General features: G+C 52.1%; 20 protein-coding genes. 10 read left to right on the top strand and 10 right to left on the bottom strand.

Annotation, left to right across the window (positions count from 1 at the left end):
- The first annotated feature begins 33 nt into the window (after positions 1 to 33).
- The 3 genes from hprR to BMF08_RS18530 all read left to right on the top strand — a co-directional run bounded on the left by hprR (position 34) and on the right by BMF08_RS18530 (position 2,584).
- Positions 34 to 714 carry a response regulator transcription factor HprR gene (gene hprR / locus BMF08_RS18520; protein ID WP_072568985.1) on the top strand — a complete coding sequence of 227 codons (681 nt, stop codon included), beginning with the start codon at positions 34 to 36 and terminating at the stop codon, positions 712 to 714.
- A complete protein-coding gene (locus tag BMF08_RS18525; protein WP_072568986.1) occupies positions 707 to 2,062 on the top strand; it encodes a heavy metal sensor histidine kinase in 1,356 nt (451 codons plus the stop codon). Before hprR ends, BMF08_RS18525 begins: the two co-directional genes overlap by 8 nt.
- A 66-nt stretch (positions 2,063 to 2,128) precedes the next feature.
- Positions 2,129 to 2,584 carry a GNAT family N-acetyltransferase gene (locus tag BMF08_RS18530; protein WP_199775935.1) on the top strand — a complete coding sequence of 152 codons (456 nt, stop codon included), beginning with the start codon at positions 2,129 to 2,131 and terminating at the stop codon, positions 2,582 to 2,584.
- Positions 2,585 to 2,705: 121 nt separating this feature from the next.
- Here BMF08_RS18530 and BMF08_RS21275 read toward each other — a convergent pair whose 3' ends face one another.
- Complete coding sequence (locus BMF08_RS21275; RefSeq protein ID WP_199775936.1) at positions 2,706 to 2,885, bottom strand: VOC family protein; 180 nt, start codon at positions 2,883 to 2,885, stop codon at positions 2,706 to 2,708.
- A gap of 351 nt (positions 2,886 to 3,236) precedes the next feature.
- Between BMF08_RS21275 and BMF08_RS18540 the strand changes: the two genes are divergently transcribed.
- The 3 genes from BMF08_RS18540 (at position 3,237) to BMF08_RS18550 (ending at position 4,817) form a co-directional block, all read left to right on the top strand.
- Positions 3,237 to 3,458, top strand: coding sequence for a hypothetical protein (locus BMF08_RS18540; RefSeq protein WP_072568988.1), 222 nt, complete (start codon positions 3,237 to 3,239; stop codon positions 3,456 to 3,458).
- Between the two features lie 176 nt (positions 3,459 to 3,634).
- On the top strand, positions 3,635 to 4,075 hold the full coding sequence (locus BMF08_RS18545; protein WP_234007194.1) for an Imm42 family immunity protein: 441 nt from the start codon (positions 3,635 to 3,637) through the stop codon (positions 4,073 to 4,075).
- Between the two features lie 397 nt (positions 4,076 to 4,472).
- A complete protein-coding gene (locus BMF08_RS18550; RefSeq protein ID WP_072568989.1) occupies positions 4,473 to 4,817 on the top strand; it encodes a cupin domain-containing protein in 345 nt (114 codons plus the stop codon).
- A gap of 148 nt (positions 4,818 to 4,965) precedes the next feature.
- Here the strand turns inward: BMF08_RS18550 and BMF08_RS18555 are convergent, their stop codons facing one another.
- The gene (locus tag BMF08_RS18555) at positions 4,966 to 5,853 is read right to left on the bottom strand and encodes a LysR family transcriptional regulator (protein ID WP_072568990.1); all 888 of its coding nucleotides are present in this window, start codon (positions 5,851 to 5,853) and stop codon (positions 4,966 to 4,968) included.
- 97 nt (positions 5,854 to 5,950) lie between these two features.
- Here BMF08_RS18555 and BMF08_RS18560 point away from each other — a divergent pair, with 97 nt between their 5' ends.
- Positions 5,951 to 6,457, top strand: coding sequence for a phenolic acid decarboxylase (locus BMF08_RS18560; RefSeq protein WP_072568991.1), 507 nt, complete (start codon positions 5,951 to 5,953; stop codon positions 6,455 to 6,457).
- A 116-nt stretch (positions 6,458 to 6,573) separates the two neighbouring features.
- Here the strand turns inward: BMF08_RS18560 and BMF08_RS18565 are convergent, their stop codons facing one another.
- Positions 6,574 to 7,518 (bottom strand): LysR substrate-binding domain-containing protein, encoded by a 945-nt coding sequence (locus BMF08_RS18565; RefSeq protein WP_234007195.1) that lies wholly within the window; start codon positions 7,516 to 7,518, stop codon positions 6,574 to 6,576.
- 122 nt (positions 7,519 to 7,640) lie between these two features.
- Between BMF08_RS18565 and BMF08_RS18570 the strand changes: the two genes are divergently transcribed.
- Positions 7,641 to 8,366 carry an SDR family oxidoreductase gene (locus BMF08_RS18570; protein ID WP_072568992.1) on the top strand — a complete coding sequence of 242 codons (726 nt, stop codon included), beginning with the start codon at positions 7,641 to 7,643 and terminating at the stop codon, positions 8,364 to 8,366.
- Between the two features lie 30 nt (positions 8,367 to 8,396).
- Here the strand turns inward: BMF08_RS18570 and BMF08_RS18575 are convergent, their stop codons facing one another.
- The gene (locus BMF08_RS18575) at positions 8,397 to 9,020 is read right to left on the bottom strand and encodes a glutathione S-transferase family protein (RefSeq protein WP_072568993.1); all 624 of its coding nucleotides are present in this window, start codon (positions 9,018 to 9,020) and stop codon (positions 8,397 to 8,399) included.
- A gap of 35 nt (positions 9,021 to 9,055) precedes the next feature.
- Entirely contained in the window at positions 9,056 to 9,325 is a 270-nt protein-coding gene (locus tag BMF08_RS18580; protein WP_072568994.1) for a hypothetical protein, read from the bottom strand.
- A gap of 460 nt (positions 9,326 to 9,785) precedes the next feature.
- On the opposite strand from BMF08_RS18580, the gene BMF08_RS18585 reads away from it, so the two are divergent.
- Positions 9,786 to 10,865, top strand: coding sequence for a YcjF family protein (locus tag BMF08_RS18585; protein ID WP_072568995.1), 1,080 nt, complete (start codon positions 9,786 to 9,788; stop codon positions 10,863 to 10,865).
- A 124-nt stretch (positions 10,866 to 10,989) separates the two neighbouring features.
- Here BMF08_RS18585 and BMF08_RS18590 read toward each other — a convergent pair whose 3' ends face one another.
- A complete protein-coding gene (locus BMF08_RS18590; protein WP_072568996.1) occupies positions 10,990 to 11,403 on the bottom strand; it encodes a GFA family protein in 414 nt (137 codons plus the stop codon).
- 296 nt (positions 11,404 to 11,699) lie between these two features.
- Positions 11,700 to 13,799 carry an elongation factor G gene (fusA, locus tag BMF08_RS18595; RefSeq protein ID WP_072568997.1) on the bottom strand — a complete coding sequence of 700 codons (2,100 nt, stop codon included), beginning with the start codon at positions 13,797 to 13,799 and terminating at the stop codon, positions 11,700 to 11,702.
- Between the two features lie 210 nt (positions 13,800 to 14,009).
- On the opposite strand from fusA, the gene BMF08_RS18600 reads away from it, so the two are divergent.
- A complete protein-coding gene (locus BMF08_RS18600) occupies positions 14,010 to 14,315 on the top strand; it encodes an ArsR/SmtB family transcription factor (protein WP_072568998.1) in 306 nt (101 codons plus the stop codon).
- Positions 14,316 to 14,356: 41 nt separating this feature from the next.
- Here the strand turns inward: BMF08_RS18600 and BMF08_RS18605 are convergent, their stop codons facing one another.
- The 3 genes from BMF08_RS18605 to cobT form a co-directional block, all read right to left on the bottom strand.
- The gene (locus BMF08_RS18605) at positions 14,357 to 14,659 is read right to left on the bottom strand and encodes a helix-turn-helix domain-containing protein (RefSeq protein WP_072568999.1); all 303 of its coding nucleotides are present in this window, start codon (positions 14,657 to 14,659) and stop codon (positions 14,357 to 14,359) included.
- A gap of 4 nt (positions 14,660 to 14,663) precedes the next feature.
- Complete coding sequence (locus BMF08_RS18610) at positions 14,664 to 15,017, bottom strand: type II toxin-antitoxin system RelE/ParE family toxin (RefSeq protein ID WP_072569000.1); 354 nt, start codon at positions 15,015 to 15,017, stop codon at positions 14,664 to 14,666.
- 209 nt (positions 15,018 to 15,226) lie between these two features.
- Positions 15,227 to 16,282 carry a nicotinate-nucleotide--dimethylbenzimidazole phosphoribosyltransferase gene (cobT, locus tag BMF08_RS18615; protein WP_072569001.1) on the bottom strand — a complete coding sequence of 352 codons (1,056 nt, stop codon included), beginning with the start codon at positions 16,280 to 16,282 and terminating at the stop codon, positions 15,227 to 15,229.
- Positions 16,283 to 16,299: the final 17 nt, after the last annotated feature.

Below are 16,299 nucleotides of genomic sequence, written 5' to 3' on the forward strand. Positions count from 1 at the left end.
GGGCGACCTGAAATTTCGTGGCAAACTGATTTCATGAAACTGTTACTGATTGAAGATAACCAGAAAGCCAGCGCCTGGGTGCGCAAAGGGCTTGAGGAAGCGGGCTATATTGTGGATCACGCGGCGGACGGGCGGGACGGCCTGCACCTGGCGCTGGAGCACTCTTACAGCCTTGTCATTCTGGACATTATGCTGCCGGGCATGGATGGCTGGCAGGTACTGAAAACCCTGCGCACCGCCAGCAACACGCCGGTGATTTGCCTTACCGCCCGGGATTCGGTGGAGGATCGCGTGAAAGGCCTGGAGCTGGGGGCGAACGATTACCTTGTCAAACCCTTCTCCTTCGCTGAGCTGCTGGCGCGGGTCAAAAATCAGCTGCGCCAGCATCAGCCGCACAGCACCACGCTGCGCGTGGCGGATCTGGTGATGGACTCGGCGCGCTTTCAGGTAACGCGCGACGGCATACCGGTATCGCTGACACGCAAGGAGTTCATGCTGCTGTGGCTGCTCGCCAGCCGCCACGGTGAAATTCTGCCCCGCACGCTGCTCGCCAGTGAAATCTGGGGGGTGAATTTTGACAGCGAAACCAACATTGTGGATGTCGCCATCCGCCGCCTGCGCCGTAAAGTTGACGATCCCTTCCCACAGAAGCTCATCACCACGGTAAGGGGCATGGGCTATTGTTTGTCCGATCAGGAGCCAGGCCGTGTATAGCCCTTCCCTCACCCTGCGGCTGACCGCCATTTTCACGCTGATCATGGCGCTGGCCTGCGGCGGTATCAGCCTGATCCTGTATAACGCGTTACGCAGCGAACTGGTGTGGCGCGACGATCAGACGCTGATCAACCGCGCCGCCCAGTTACGGCAACTGCTGGAAGACGGCGCGCATCCGGCGTCTCTGCCGCTCTATTTCAACCGTATGGTGGATATTCGTCAGGATATTCTCAGTATCCGCACACAGCATGAGCAGAACGTCAGCATTAACCATACCGGCGTGACGCTGCCGGAGATGTCCCCCACCCCGGTCAGCACCCCCCCTGGCGAGCAGCAGCTACACCGCTGGGTCAACGCGGATCAGACCGAAGCCTCGGCGCTGAGCCTGCAGGCCCGTTCGCAGGAAGGGCCGGTGACCATTACGCTGGCGCGGGTGGCGCGGGAGCGGGCGATGATGCTGGAGCAGTATCGCCAGAAAAGTATTCTGGTGTCGCTGGCGGCGATTTTACTCTGCGCTGCCATCAGCCCGTTGCTGATCCGCCGCGGGCTGCGGGCCATTGGCCGCCTGAGTCAAATCATGGCGGAAACCGGCAGCGATCGCTTAACCCACACCGTGCCGCTTCAGGCGATCCCCAAAGAGCTGTTGCCCCTTGGCGAGGCGCTGAATGCCATGCGCCAGCGCCTGTCGACGGACTTTATCCGTCTGACCCAGTTTGCCGACGACCTGGCCCATGAGATACGCACGCCCATTAACGTGTTATTAGGCCAGAATCAGGTGGCGCTGGGCCATGCGCGCTCCACAGAGGAATATGAGGCGTTGCTGGAAGGGAATATTGAAGAGCTGGAAGGCCTGTCGCGGCTGACGGAAAACATTCTTTTTCTGGCGCGCGCTACCCACCACAATATTAAACTCAATAAAGAAACCTTCTTACTGCATGACGCACTGGAAACCATAATCGATTTCCTGGAGCCGCTGGCAGAAGAAAGGGAAATGGTGATCGAACTCCACGCTGAAGGCAGCCTCACCGCCGATAAGATGCTGTTCCAGCGGGCAATCACAAACCTGCTGGTCAATGCCATCCGCTATGCGCCGGACAGGGGCACGATAACCATTAACACCGTTCATCGCGGCGATGTCATCGCTATCGAAGTGGCAAACACGGGCGAAGAGCTGGCCGAGCCGGAGAAAGTATTCGAACGGTTCTGGCGCGGCGATAACGTCCGCCACACCGCCGGCAGCGGCCTGGGGCTGTCGCTGGTGAGCGCTATCGCCGCATTACACGGCGGCAGCGCGTATTACCGTCACGAGCATGGGAAGAATATTTTTGGGGTACGACTGGGTGGCTGAATAAGAGCTAATAGCGGACGTTCTGTCCCTGTGCTAAGGGTTGAATGCTGAAATAAGGGTATGAGAATGAGCATTACAGCGATACGTGAATGGCATATGAATGACTATACGATTAGCACAGACCCGGAAAAACTGGATGTGCAGGCGGTGCATCAGTATTTAACGAGATCCACATGGGCTAAAGGAATCGATCTGGAAACCGTTGTGGCCTCCATCGGCAACAGCCTTAACTTTGGCATTTATCATAATGACTCCCAGACAGGCTTTGCTCGTCTGATAACAGATTATGCCACTTTCGCCTATCTGTGCGATGTCTATGTACTTGAGCAATACCAGGGCGAAGGTCTGGGAAAATGGCTGATGGCGTGTATTCATGACCACCCGGTTTTCGAAAAATTACGCAGAATTATGTTGTTCACTACCACTGCACCCTGGCTTTATGAAAAATTTGGCTATGAACCCGTTAACAGGGAAAATTACGCGTGGACCATTACACGACCTGATATCTACCTTCACCGATAACAGTGGAACCGGCATGACATTAGCCAGTGTTCAGGCGTTGCATAGCGTGTCGGCATCAGGGACAAAAGAGAAAAACAGGCAGGCTGCGTATCCACGGTAAAGCGCGCCTGTTTGTATTATTTTAGAAACCACGTGTTATAAGCCCGGACCTGATATTAGAAAAATTCCATCTGGTCGCAGGGATGTTCTCTGCACGCGCCCATTTCGCCGCAGGAGTAAAGCCAGGCGTTTTCACATAAAAATCAAAGCTTCTGGATACATTACTCACCGCGAGCGTGATGTGATTGAGGGCTTGCAGCATAACGGATCTCCTCAGCAGGGTGCATGGAGTTATAACGCCAGCATAAAAGCGCGTCGCGCAACGAATGAGCGAGAAGCGGTTATGTTAGCGATGGAATACTATCTGTATGAAAACAAACGTATAGCTTGATCGCCCTTGTTCATGATTGTGCCCCGGCGCTAAACACGCGAGGTAAAATCCTTAAGATCGGGGCGTCAGATGTCTGCTTAGAGCGAGAAGCGGACGTTTGCACCTCATGAACGGACTTCAATATAAAATTTTTCCAGTTATGCACTGGCTATGAGGGTATCTATTGACATGAAATCTATGCCAAAATGAATTAAATTAATCATTTATGGAGTATTGTAAATCATGGCTATTGTGTTTATTCCTGCCCTTGTTGCGCTACTTGAAGCCAAAGAGAAGGACTTCGGACGAGAATTGACCCGAGAGGATGTTGAGTCGATACGAGATAATGCTACTGCTATTGAGTTACCTGCAGAGATTGCCAGAGACATGATCAAAAGCCGAGGCTATCTCGATATTGATGCGCAAAATGCTTGGGATGAGTGGTTACTCCATAAAAAACTATGAATTTTTAAGAGCATTGATATGCTGCGAATAGAAGTTCTCTAAATCGGCAAACTACTCTGTAAAGGAATTTTATGATTTTCGGTGATCCCTATCGCTTTGCAATCAGGATTGAATATATTCCGCAGTAGGGCGATTCTATAAAGAATGGTTTCTTTTATTTCTTTTTGAACGGGAGTATGTACCCTAATGACATCCGCACATCGACCTTATTCGTTGATTATGATGACATTATTGATCCTGAAAATGCTCTTATAGCTATGCCATGTGATGATGAAATATTTAATGCATCAACAGATAAAGCTTTTGAATATCTGTATACAATAGCTTACCCACAGCCCACGCCAGAGGATGAATATCCTGATGGAATTTGTAAGTTCAATGCTTCACCCACGATCATTATAGAATCTGGAGCATGTTTTTTTGCCGTTTCGAACAAAGACTTCGTTAGAATCTTAGGCGGTAAGGTATCAGAATTAGTTGATCATGGAGAGAGGCGCGTTTGGCAAGACATAAAGTGCCCTATTATAGAAGATATAACTATAGAAAAAATTGAAATGAATAAAATAATTTCAAGCTTCAGGGAGTATACCAATTCTTTATTACAGATAGATCGTTAATGACGTTCAAGGGCCAAGAGTTTTGAATTTAAAACATTTATATCCTCATCTTAGAAAATTACAACAAGGGCGTTTGTAACGTCCAGCATTCAGCTTAACTATGCAAGAATTTCTCCTACTCAATAAGCATAAAACATGTTGCAAACTTCCGCTTTTGGCACAAAGCGGACATTCTTATTGAGTCGAAGGTCCGCTATGAGCGAAAAACGGACCTTCTCGTTCTTACAAGCTAGTAAAGTAATGTTATTTACTTCTGCTTTGCTTGTTCCTCTCCTGACAAGCCATTTAAAACAGTGGAGTCAATTCTAAATATGGTGGTAGTGCTCTCTACCTTGTCGCGTTAGTCTGCCTGTCTCTAATGAATACAAGCAAGAAAATTACACACAGGAGAAAAACGGTGATTTCAAAAGACAATGCTGAGCATTATACCTGGGGTGATGATTGCGACGGTTGGTATCTGGTAAACCGGCAGGATATGCTAATTATTCACGAAAAAATGCCTCCAGGTACGCACGAGAAGCGACACTTTCACTCTGTTTCCAGACAGTTTTTTTATGTCCTTGAGGGTACTCTGATGATGGAACTGGAAGGTGATAAACATGAAATCACCTCCCGGCAGGGAATTGAAATCCCGCCGGGGGCAAAACATCAGGCCCGGAACGACAGCCATCAACCCGTCGAATTTATTGTCATCTCTCATCCGACAACCCGGGGCGATCGTTCTGATCTCTCTTCCTGTTGATAAAAGCTCTCCGACAGCGGTTTTGAAGGAATACCCATAATTATCCCGCACCTGCCCGGCTCGGCTGGCGGGCCTGACCAGATGTGAAGGCCTGTTTGATATCTATCAGGACGTTCAGTCGCAAGGGGTAAAGCCTGAAACCAGGTGCTTACCGGGGCGCCGCTGGCGGTGTGGTGTCCAGCGCCATTTTCAGGGCTGATATCAGGAAACTGACCGGTTCATCCGGCGGAACATCCTGACGCAGGATGATGTGTAAAGGCGTGACCCGGCGAGTGCCGTGGCTGAGGGGCAATGGTTTCAGTATACCTGCCGCCAGTTGTTGCTGAATATAGGCCTGCGGCAGCCAGCCATATCCCAGACCGGCCACGACAGCGCCTGCCGCCGCATCCAGAGTAGAGAAATCCCAGTTGTGGCTATCCCCTGCGGCAGTGTCACCGCCATCTGTTATTTGTATGCGTGGCCAATTACCAAGCAGTGCTTCGGTCAGGGGGCCGGATACCGACAGCAGCGGATGATCGCGATGGGCCACGGCTATAAAATCCACGTTCATCAGCCACTCTCCCCGGCCAGCAATATTTTGCCGGTCAGTCACGATCATCACATCAGCATCGTCCACCGCAGGCATGGAGGGGAACATGCTTTCCGTGACTTCCGTCAGCTTCACCCGAATATGCGGCCAGCGTTGTTGGAATTGTTGCAGGGCAGAGAAAAGGCGCTCCCGGGGATAGATAACGTCCACCACCACATTAAGCTGCGACCGCATCCCATCCTGCAAAGTCGCAGCCTGTGCCTCCACATAACTAAACGTTTTCAGGAGTGGGCGTACCTGGCTCAGCAGCGTGGCCCCGGTTGGGGTTAATACAGTACGGCGCCCTTCCGGCACCAGCAACGTCACGCCCAGTAGCGTCTGGAGTTGCGCGAGATTGTAGCTAATCGAAGACTGGCTGCGGTGTAGCGTTTCGGCGGCGCGGGCAAAGCTGCCGGTGGTGAAGACACAATCCAGTATTGCCCATTGTTCCAGGGTGGTTCTGTTCATAATGATTCAATTATTAGATTAAATTCATCATAATTTAGCGCTATTCATCCAAATATTAAAGCATTAGACTGGCTTTATCGAACAGAGGAGACCTGATATGAGCAACTTTGATAAACATGATTTAAGCGGTTTTGTCGGTAAACATCTGGTGTACACCTACGATAACGGCTGGAACTACGAAATTTATGTCAAAAACGAACAAACTCTGGACTACCGTATTCACAGCGGCCTGGTAGGAAATCGTTGGGTCAAAGATCAGCGTGCTTATATTGTCCGCGTGGGTGAGAATATTTATAAAATCTCCTGGACCGAGCCAACCGGGACGGATGTAAGCTTAATTGCCAACCTGGGCGATAAACTCTTCCATGGCACTATTTTCTTCCCGCGCTGGGTAATGAATAACCCTGAAAAAACGGTTTGTTTCCAGAATGACCATATCCCGCGGATGAACCAGTACCGTGATGCCGGTCCGGCTTATCCGACGGAAGTTATTGATGAATTTGCCACCATCACCTTTATTCGTGACTGCGGTGCGAATAATGACAGTGTGATTGCCTGCGCGGCGAGTGAACTGCCGGAAAATTTCCCCGATAACCTGCGTTAAATAAGAAAGCGTTACATTTAAAAGAAACCGGTCACGACGACGGTTTCTTTTTTTTCTGCTAAACCACAACATTGCCATTAAAACGTAAGTTTGACCGCCGTTCTCCCACTGCTTACTCAGCATGAAGCAGAGCCGGATGCCCCCAAATCCTTTTCCCGCTCCTCTCTGAGAAAATCAATGAAGGCGCGTAACGGCGCAGACATGAACCTGCTGGAAAAATAGAGCCAGGGGCCTTCAAACGGCTGCCACCATTGCGGTAACACGGGTTCAAGATCCCGCGAGTTGAAATGGGGCTGTAGCCAGTTTTCAAACATGGCGATAACGCCCTTGCCGCGTCGTGCAAGGTCGATGGCCGCAGAGGCACCGTCAACGCCAATAGTGATATAGCCCGGCGGATCAACAGTGATGGTTTCACCCTGGCGCTCAAACTGCCAGGGAACCAGCGCACCGCTCGAAAATTTCATGCGTATACAGTTATGCTCAAGGAGATCGGCAGGATGAGCGATCGCGCCCTTTGATGCGAGATACGCGGGGGCGGCCGCCAGGGCTAATCGCTGTAATCTGGGACCTATGGGGACGGCAATGACATCTTTCGCCAGATGTTCGCCATAGCGTATACCCGCATCGCAGCCCGCGGCTATGGCATCCACCAGACGGTCTTCGACCATAATTTCTACCCGTATTTGCGGATGTTGCGAGAGAAAACGGTCAAGCAAAGGCGGCAGAATGTCCACCATGACGGCCCCCGTCACGTTCAGCTTAAGCTCACCGCGCACACATTGCCGGGTACTGGTGACATCATTGAGGGCCGCTCTCATTTCCATCAGTAAGGGCGCGATACGCCCGGCCAGCGCCTGACCTGCCTCTGTCGCCGTGACGCTTCGCGTGCTGCGGGTAAAAAGCGGTACGCCAAGGCTCATTTCCAGCGCGGATATTTTTTCGCTGACTGTCGATGGCGATAAGCCAAGTTGCTTCGCCGCCGTGCGAAAACTCCTCTCCTTAAATACCGCCATAAAAACCGACAGATTATCCATCCCCGTCGCACTGCTATTGTTCGCCATGTCGATCAGCCTGTTCTCATTATGCCTGATTATCAAACACTATCAGGCAGGCTATAAATGCAAAACACAAAAACCGCTTTTTACTAAAAAAGCCACACACAACCGATCATCAGGAAGCGAACATGAAAAACAAAAACGTTCTTATCACTGGCGCAAACAAAAGTATTGGTTTTGAGACCGCCAGGGAGCTGGGTTTACTGGGATATAAGGTCTGGCTGGGCAGTCGTGACCAGGATCGGGGCCAACTGGCTGTGAACAGTTTGACGAAAGACGGTATCGACGCACAGCTTATTATTATCGACGTGACAAATATGCTGAGCATAAAAGAGGCCGCTCAGCGGATACAACATGAAGACGGTAAACTGGATGTACTGATTAACAATGCCGGTATTTTAGGCTCGCATGATGTTGCCCCTGGCGAGCAACCTATTGATGACATTATGGCCGTCTATGATACGAATGTATTTGGTCTTATCAGAGTGACCCAGGCGTTTATTCCCCTGCTTAAATGCGCGCAGAATGCCAGAATCATCATGGTCAGCAGTGGTCTGGGTTCGCTGGAATGGGTGTCTGATTTAAATCATCCCTACTCCCGGGTGCAGGCAATGGGGTATACCAGCTCTAAAAGTGCCGTTAATGCCATTACGGTCGCTTTCGCTAAAGGGTTGATGGCTGAGGGTATCAGCGTAAATGCCGTTGATCCCGGTTATACCGCCACGGATTTTAACGGCCATACGGGCTACAGAACGGTGGCGGAAGCGGCCAGGGGAATTGTCTGGCTGGCAGAGGAGGCAAATGCAGACATCACTGCGGGCTTCTATTTTGATCAAAACAGAGCCCCATGGTAACAGGAACTTACGGTTACTTGCCTGGTACGCTCATAGCATCCCGTTATTGCCATGGCGTAAAAACGCCGGACGTTCATTGAGCCGCGCGAACCAGGCTTCAATGGCTGGCACATCAGGCTTTGCGAACGGCGTCATTTTCCAGCGGTTTACCGACAGCCCGAGCACCACATCGGCCAGGGTAAAGGTCTCGCCCGTCACCCAGTGATGAGTGCGCTGTAATTGCTGTTCAAGAATGCCGATACAGTGGTTCCACTGGTTAATGCCTGCGGCAATGGCTGCCGGATCGTTAAAGGCCGGATCCCTGCGCCCCAGCGCCGGGAAGACATAGCGCCAGGCGTTATTAAACTCCGTCGCCTGCCAGTCCATCCAGCGCTCGACATCCGCGCTGGCACGCGGTTCGCCGGGCAACAGGTCGTCACGCCCGGCTTTGCGCACCAGATAACGGCAGATGGAATTTGATTCCCACAGCACAAAATCGTCGTCAATGATCACCGGCACCATGGCATTCGGGTTCAGGGCGCGGAACTCATCCGTTTCCGTCGGGGTAAATCCGCTGCCGTAATCTTCCTGCAGATAGTCCATTTTGATTTCTTCGCAGGTCCACAGCACTTTGCGCACGTTAATGGATGTCGTTTTGCCCAGTATTTTCAGCATGCCTGGCACCGTTCAGTAAGAGGTTATTATCCGGGCTACTTTTTACAAAATAGCTTAGTGGCGGCCGCGGCCATCAGCCCGATAAACGGCATGGTGGCGGCACCGGAGATGAAATTATGCTGATCGATCTCCTTTTCCCGGCGAATATCTGCAAGACGTGCCAGCGCATGGTTTTGATCGGTGGCACTGACTTCTTCAAACTGCTTTTCATATCCCTGCTCAGACAACGGTAACGCGCCCCGGGCGTCCGTTCTTTCCAGCACCACAATATGTTTACCCTTCTGATAAAAACAGTATTCCGGCATGAGATATCTCCCAGACAAGTGAAGGCAATAATACAGCATAATTAAAATGCGGCAGATGGAAAAGTCTTACTTGCACCAGACTGTAAATATAAGGTTTTTGTTTTATTCAAAATAATATGCTGCATTAAGTTAAATTTTCAGTAAAAGAAAAGAAGTATGCAATAACACCTGTCTTGCTGTATTAAAGCCAGTATGCACTGCTGACTATGCAAATTTTCTTGTGAAAGTGTTATCTACTGCTTAGAGATTTATACAATATAGCCCATAGATTTTGCCATTAACCCATTGTAATTCATTAACATTTGCAAGATACTAGCAGTATAATATTTACATGCTAAAAAAGTGTCTTCATCCTGGATGCCTAACAAGATTCTGGCACTTTTAATAAAATAAAATACAACCAACCTTCATATTGACAATATTCAAAGCATCAATAATGCATACCAGCAAAGGATAACTCATGGAAAACATTGATAATATTTTGAAAGAGGCCATCAATAAAGCTACCACTGAAAGAGGGAAAATTTCTATACTCATTGCTGGTCGATCAGGGGTGGGGAAAAGCACGCTAATAAACTCTGTTTTTCAGCAAAAAATGGCAGAAACAGGACAGGGACGACCAGTTACCCAAAATACAAGAGAAATAACAAAAGAGGGTGTTCCACTTACAATTTTTGATACCAGGGGGCTGGAAATGTCGCAGTTCCAGGAAACACAATCTGATCTTGAAAAGCTGATTAAAGAGCGAGCCTCAGACAGAGATACAAACCGGCATATTCATGTTGCATGGCTATGCATACAAGAAGATGGACGTCGCGTTGAGCAGGCTGAAGTCGATTTGCATAATATGCTGTCCCAACATATGCCAGTTATTGCAGTGATTACGAAAGCAAGAAGTGATAATGGGTTCAAAAATGAAGTGCAGAGCTTACTTCCGGAAGTGAAAAACGTTATCCGTGTCAGAGCTATTGAGGAAGAGATGGATGATGGGCATATCATCAAGGCTATGGGGCTAGAAAGCCTGATAGAACTGACCTCAGAGGTTATTCCTGAGGGAAAGCGAAGGGCTCTGGCGGCGGCACAAAGAGCCAACATCAATTACAGGAAAACTCAGGCACATAAAATAGTAGCTGGTGCTGCTACGGCAGCCGCTGCTGCAGGCGCAAGCCCAATACCGTTTTCAGATGCTGCCATTCTTGCCCCTATTCAGATTGGCATGATAGCGGGCATTACATCCGTCTTCGGTCTGGAGCTATCGAAAGGAACACTTAGCACTCTGGTTGCTTCTGCAATAGGTGTAGGCGGAGCAACGTTTTTAGGACGTACTGTTGTGGTTAACATTTTAAAATGCTTTCCAGGGTTTGGAACCATTGCTGGTGGCGCAATCTCTGCAGCCACTGCCAGCGCAATAACTATTGCACTGGGAGAAGCCTACATTGCTGTACTCGTTGAGATTTTTTCAAAGGATCCAGATGCTGAACCTTCAGCCAGTGAAATTGGAGAAAAGCTCAAAGATAAGATGATAAAAGCCGGAGCATAATTCAGGAAAAGGATCCGCTGACGACGCCATATGTGTGCTATCAGCGGTTTTTTATCATGTTTGTTCGAGTAGATTGTCCTGGGGATGAATTTCATAATTAACCATTTAACTTCGCCCCTCTAATTCATGTTCCTAATTTATTAAATCTAAGAATACCCGCCACCCCACCACCGCCATCGGCAGGATGAGTAATACCGTCCATCACTTGCACGGTTTCAAAATCAAAGGGAGATACCCCCTCCAGACAGGCAACGTTGATGCCATACTGCTCAGGATTAGATCGCCGTTGATGGAAGGTATAAATGCCACAGATGGAGCAAAAATAATGCGCCGCTTGTCGGGTATTAAAACGGTATTCGGTTAAGACGTCTTTGCCGCTTAATATCTCCAGTCCTGCGAGCTGAGCGGAGACAGCCACCGCCCCCCGCATCCGGCATAAAGAGCAGTTGCACCGGCGAATCGTATTAAAGCCATCGGATAATTCAACGGCGAATCGCACTGTTCCGCAATGACAACGCCCTGCAATTTTATCAGTCATAAAGCCCCCGTGAGGCAAACATAGTCTGCCGCGAATGAAAAAACGATAAAAGGGACGCCATATGTGTGCCAACAAACCCTGACAAATCGTTAGTGAAATCTGTTTCCGGAGCGGTGCTCATAACCCATCCTTTTCACAGTGGAGGAGCTTTAACAGTAAAAGACAATTATGGATGCTGCCAGGTGGCGTTGTAACAAGTATTAAGACGTTTCGCAGATAACGTACGGACGGCAGAGCACAGCGAAAAATCCCCGCCATGGTGCATGGCGGGGATTTATTTTACGGCTTAAGCGCCATCACTTCGCGCGGCTGGCGATAATCGCCTCCGCCACGTTGCGCGGCGCTTCAGCATAGTGGTGGAACTCCATGCTGTAAGTCGCCCGTCCCTGTGACATTGAGCGCAGCGTGGTGGCGTAGCCGAACATTTCCGCCAGCGGCACATCGGCGCGGATGATCTGGCTGCCGAAACGCTCTTCCATGCCCTGCACCAGACCGCGCCGGGAGCTGAGATCGCCCATGATATTACCGGCGTACTCTTCCGGCGTTTCCACCTCGACATGCATCATCGGTTCGAGGATCGCCGGATCAGCGCGTTTCGCCCCCTCCTTAAAGCCGAAAATCGCCGCCATGCGGAACGCCATCTCCGAAGAGTCGACGTCGTGATAGGAGCCAAAGGTCAGCGTCACTTTCACGTCCACCACCGGATAGCCCGCCAGCACCCCATTATTCAGCGCTTCACGGATGCCCTTTTCCACCGACGGAATGTATTCCCGTGGTACCACGCCGCCTTTGGTGGCGTCTTCAAAAACGAAGCCCTTGCCCGCTTCCTGGGGTTCCAGCGTCAGCACCACATGACCATACTGGCCTTTGCCGCCGGACTGGCGCACAAACTTGCCTTCCACCTCTTTCACCGTTTTGCGCAGCGTTTCGCGGTAGGTCACCTGCGGGCGACCGATGTTCGCCTCAACGCCGAATTCACGTTTCATGCGGTCAACAATGATCTCGAGATGCAGCTCGCCCATACCGGAAATAATGGTCTGCCCGGACTCTTCGTCGGTGTGCAGACGGAACGACGGATCTTCCGAAGCCAGTCGTTGCAGGGCAATACCCATTTTTTCCTGATCCGCTTTGGTCTTCGGCTCAATGGCCAGCGAGATCACCGGGTCCGGGAACTCCATGCGCTCAAGAGTGATCACCGCCGCCGGATCGGTCAGGGTATCGCCGGTGGTCACGTCTTTAAGCCCGACGCAGGCGGCGATATCGCCTGCCCGCAGCTCGTCCACTTCCAGCCGGTCATTGGCCTGCATCTGCACGATGCGGCCGATGCGCTCTTTTTTGCCTTTCACCGGGTTGTACACCGCGTCGCCTTTTTTCAGCACGCCGGAATAGACGCGGATAAAGGTCAACTGCCCGACGTAGGGGTCAGTCATCAGCTTGAACGCCAGCGCCGAGAAGGGTTCATTGTCGTCCGCATGACGTTCGATGGTGTCGCCCTTCTCATCCACGCCTTTGATGGCGGGAATATCCAGCGGCGATGGCATCAGTTCAACCACCGCATCAAGCATGCGCTGTACGCCTTTGTTTTTAAAGGCGCTGCCGCAGAGCATCGGCTGGATCTCACCTGCGACGGTGCGGGCGCGCAACCCGACGATGATCTCCGCTTCGCTGAGATCGCCGCTTTCCAGATAGCGATCCATCAGGGTTTCGGTGGCTTCTGCCGCCGCCGAGACCATTTTTTCCCGCCACTGCTGCGCGGTTGCCAGTAAATCGTCCGGTACCGGCGCATAGCTGAAGGTCATGCCCTGGGTAGCGTCGTCCCATACAATGGCGCGCATTTTGATCAAATCGACCACGCCGCTGAAGTGCTCTTCGCTGCCGATGGGGATGACAATCGGCACCGGATTCGCTTTCAGGCGGTCGATCATCATCTGCACCACGCGGAAGAAATCTGCGCCGGGGCGATCCATTTTGTTCACAAAGGCAAGACGCGGCACATGGTATTTGTTGGCCTGCCGCCAGACGGTTTCCGATTGCGGCTGTACGCCGCCCACCGAGTCATAGACCATAACCGCACCGTCGAGCACGCGCATGGATCGCTCCACTTCTATCGTGAAATCAACGTGCCCCGGGGTGTCGATAATATTGATGCGGTGCGGTTCAAAGCTGTGATCCATGCCGGGCCAGAAACAGCTGACGGCCGCTGAGGTAATGGTGATCCCGCGCTCCTGCTCCTGCGCCATCCAGTCCGTAATTGCAGCGCCATCGTGAACCTCACCCAGTTTGTGGCTCACGCCGGTGTAAAACAGGATACGTTCGGTAGTGGTGGTTTTCCCCGCATCGATATGGGCAGAAATACCAATATTACGATAGCGTTCAAGGGGGATGGGTCGGGGCATGATGCGTCCTTAGTCAGTTTGACAGTAAGCGACCGGCATGGTCGCGGGAGTTAACCAGGATCATCATAGTCCAATTGTACGAGTATATTCGAACTATTTTAGCTATAGTTATAGTTGATAATCTGGTGCGCCTGGCGCGTGGTATTGCCCGCAGCCTTCCAGTATATTATCCGGCCTGCTGTACCCTTTGTCTGACCATTACGGAGCGCTATGATCGCCAATCACCCTGAACGTGAACAAATCCGCCTTGAAAATGTGCTTTTCGCGCTGGGCAATCCCCTGCGGCTGGACATTGTGAAAACCCTGGCTGATGAGGGCGAACAGGCGTGCGGCGCGCTGCGCAGGGATGTGGCCAAGTCCACCATGACTCACCACTGGCGCGTACTGCGCGACAGCGGCGTGATCTGGCAGCGCCCGCAGGGGCGGGAGAATTTAATTTCCCTGCGCCGCGAGGATCTGGATGCGCGCTTTCCCGGCCTGATGGATATTTTGCTGAACGTGATGCATACGGAATAAACAATCATGACGGGCACAGACGCCCGTCGGCAGGCCGGTAATCAGAGACTGAAGCCATAATGAGAACCGTCGGGCAGCTCAATATCCAGACGCAGCTTACCGCCCGCCGCCTCAACGTAGCGTTTTAACGATGAAAGTTTTAAATCGCGACCTGGTTTCTCCATGCCAGCCACCGTTGGCTGTTTGACGCCCAGCGCCTGCGCCATGTCATTCTGGGTTTTGCGCACTTTTTCACGCAGCTCGGCAAGATGAATATTAAGCAGAATGTCCGCCGCCTGCGCTTCGGCGTTTGCCACGACGTCAGGATTTTCCTGCGCCAGAATTTGCGTCAGCGTTCTTCCCATCAGATTACCCCTTACGGTTAATTTTTTTCAGATGTTCGGCATACTCTTGTTCGGCAAGCGGCAGCATCACATCATAAAAGCGTTTCTCATTGCCCACCTTACTGCCTGCGCACAGGACGATCCCGGTGCGCATAACATCGAAGGCAAAAAAAGCACGGATCGGATCGCCGCGACTCTGGATACGCAGCTCCTTCATATTGGCGTAGCGTGAACCTTTGATGGTGTCTGCATAAGGCCTGGCCAGCTGCGGCCCTTTCGCCCTCAACACCAGCAGCGACGCCAGAATGCATTCCCGATCGGTTTCATTTTGCATGCTGTACCAGGTATCGAATCTGTCCGTTGTTTCAATTACCCACATCTGCGCCCCTCAATAATATAGGTCAAAAGTTATATAGGTGCAAACCTATAAAAGAGAATGTGCACAATAAAATGCCGCATTACAGCCAGACAGTTGTCACGCCGGAAGGCGCCTTCAGAAAAATCGATGGTTGTTGCAGAGCATGCGGAATAAATGCGGTGAGGATCGGAAAGACGGATGCCGGGCGGCATATGCCCGGCGCTCGTATATCAGGTTTCCGGCAGCTCAATATGGCTGTCAGCGAGCGTACCCATCTGGTGATGCATGGCACAGGCGGCGTCGATAAGGGGCATCGCCAGCGCCGCGCCGCTGCCTTCGCCGAGCCGCATTCCCATATTCAGATACGGCACAAGCCCCAGCTGCGCGAGGGCGATTTTCGCGCCCTTCTCCGCCGATAAATGTGAGGGAATGAGATAGGGCTTCACCGCTGGTGCGATACGGCAGGCCGCCAGCGCCGAGGCGTAAGAGAGATAACCGTCGAGCACCACCGGCAGGCCGCAGGAGGCCGCGCCGAGCATGACGCCGGTCATGCCCAGCAGATCGTAGCCCCCCAGTTTCGCCAGCACGTCCAGTCCGTCCTGCGCATCAGGCTGATTCACTGCTATTGCCCGCCTGACCACCTCCGCTTTATGGGGCAACTTCGAGGGCGGCAGATTCGCGCCTATGCCGACCACGTCTTCAGGCTGCGCGCCGGTAAATACGCTGACCATCGCCGCGGCTGGCGTGGTATTCGCCATACCCAGCTCGCCGACGCCGAACACCGTCACGCCCCGGGCCGCCAGTTCGCGGGTATAACGGATGATGTCAAGCAGCAGCGCCTGCGCCTGTTCGCGGGGCATTGCCGGGCCAACCGCGATGTTGCCGCTGCCGCGCGCCATTTTCATATTGAGGATGCCGGGAATGGGATCGCTGTCGATCCCCACGTCCACCACCAGCACTTGTGCCCCCGCCTGCGCTGCCAGTACGCAGACGCCGGTATTGTTGCGTGTCATGTTGGCGGCCTGGATTGCGGTGACAAACTGCGGCGAGACGGTCACCCCTTCCTGCCAGACCCCGTGATCGGCGCACATCACCACAATGGCTTTATCCGGCAGCGCGGTTTTGCCTTTCAGCCCCGGCAGACCGGCGAGCTGTACCGCCAGCGCTTCCAGCCGCCCGAGGCTGCCCGGTGGTTTAAGCAGCCCGTCGATATGCCGTTGTGCGGCGACCATGGCCGCGTCATCAGGAGCCGGGATCGGCGGGAATAGATCGATCAGTGTCTGCATGATGGTTCTCAGTGTGC

The sequence above is a fragment of the Enterobacter sp. SA187 genome (assembly GCF_001888805.2).
GTDB lineage: Bacteria > Pseudomonadota > Gammaproteobacteria > Enterobacterales > Enterobacteriaceae > Enterobacter_D.

Bases quoted from the DNA above. Each gene is read 5' to 3' on its own strand.
- BMF08_RS18605 (WP_072568999.1), bottom strand. From the start codon at position 14,659: ATGGGAAGAACGCTGACGCAAATTCTGGCGCAGGAAAATCCTGACGTC.
- BMF08_RS18585 (WP_072568995.1), top strand. From the start codon at position 9,786: ATGGAAAACATTGATAATATTTTGAAAGAGGCCATCAATAAAGCTACC.
- BMF08_RS18530 (WP_199775935.1), top strand. From the start codon at position 2,129: ATGAGCATTACAGCGATACGTGAATGGCATATGAATGACTATACGATT.
- BMF08_RS18555 (WP_072568990.1), bottom strand. From the start codon at position 5,853: ATGAACAGAACCACCCTGGAACAATGGGCAATACTGGATTGTGTCTTC.
- BMF08_RS21275 (WP_199775936.1), bottom strand. From the start codon at position 2,885: ATGCTGCAAGCCCTCAATCACATCACGCTCGCGGTGAGTAATGTATCC.
- BMF08_RS18580 (WP_072568994.1), bottom strand. From the start codon at position 9,325: ATGCCGGAATACTGTTTTTATCAGAAGGGTAAACATATTGTGGTGCTG.
- cobT (WP_072569001.1), bottom strand. From the start codon at position 16,282: ATGCAGACACTGATCGATCTATTCCCGCCGATCCCGGCTCCTGATGAC.
- BMF08_RS18610 (WP_072569000.1), bottom strand. From the start codon at position 15,017: ATGTGGGTAATTGAAACAACGGACAGATTCGATACCTGGTACAGCATG.
- BMF08_RS18565 (WP_234007195.1), bottom strand. From the start codon at position 7,518: ATGGCGAACAATAGCAGTGCGACGGGGATGGATAATCTGTCGGTTTTT.
- hprR (WP_072568985.1), top strand. From the start codon at position 34: ATGAAACTGTTACTGATTGAAGATAACCAGAAAGCCAGCGCCTGGGTG.
- BMF08_RS18600 (WP_072568998.1), top strand. From the start codon at position 14,010: ATGATCGCCAATCACCCTGAACGTGAACAAATCCGCCTTGAAAATGTG.
- BMF08_RS18545 (WP_234007194.1), top strand. From the start codon at position 3,635: ATGTACCCTAATGACATCCGCACATCGACCTTATTCGTTGATTATGAT.
- BMF08_RS18560 (WP_072568991.1), top strand. From the start codon at position 5,951: ATGAGCAACTTTGATAAACATGATTTAAGCGGTTTTGTCGGTAAACAT.
- fusA (WP_072568997.1), bottom strand. From the start codon at position 13,799: ATGCCCCGACCCATCCCCCTTGAACGCTATCGTAATATTGGTATTTCT.
- BMF08_RS18575 (WP_072568993.1), bottom strand. From the start codon at position 9,020: ATGCTGAAAATACTGGGCAAAACGACATCCATTAACGTGCGCAAAGTG.
- BMF08_RS18540 (WP_072568988.1), top strand. From the start codon at position 3,237: ATGGCTATTGTGTTTATTCCTGCCCTTGTTGCGCTACTTGAAGCCAAA.
- BMF08_RS18570 (WP_072568992.1), top strand. From the start codon at position 7,641: ATGAAAAACAAAAACGTTCTTATCACTGGCGCAAACAAAAGTATTGGT.
- BMF08_RS18590 (WP_072568996.1), bottom strand. From the start codon at position 11,403: ATGACTGATAAAATTGCAGGGCGTTGTCATTGCGGAACAGTGCGATTC.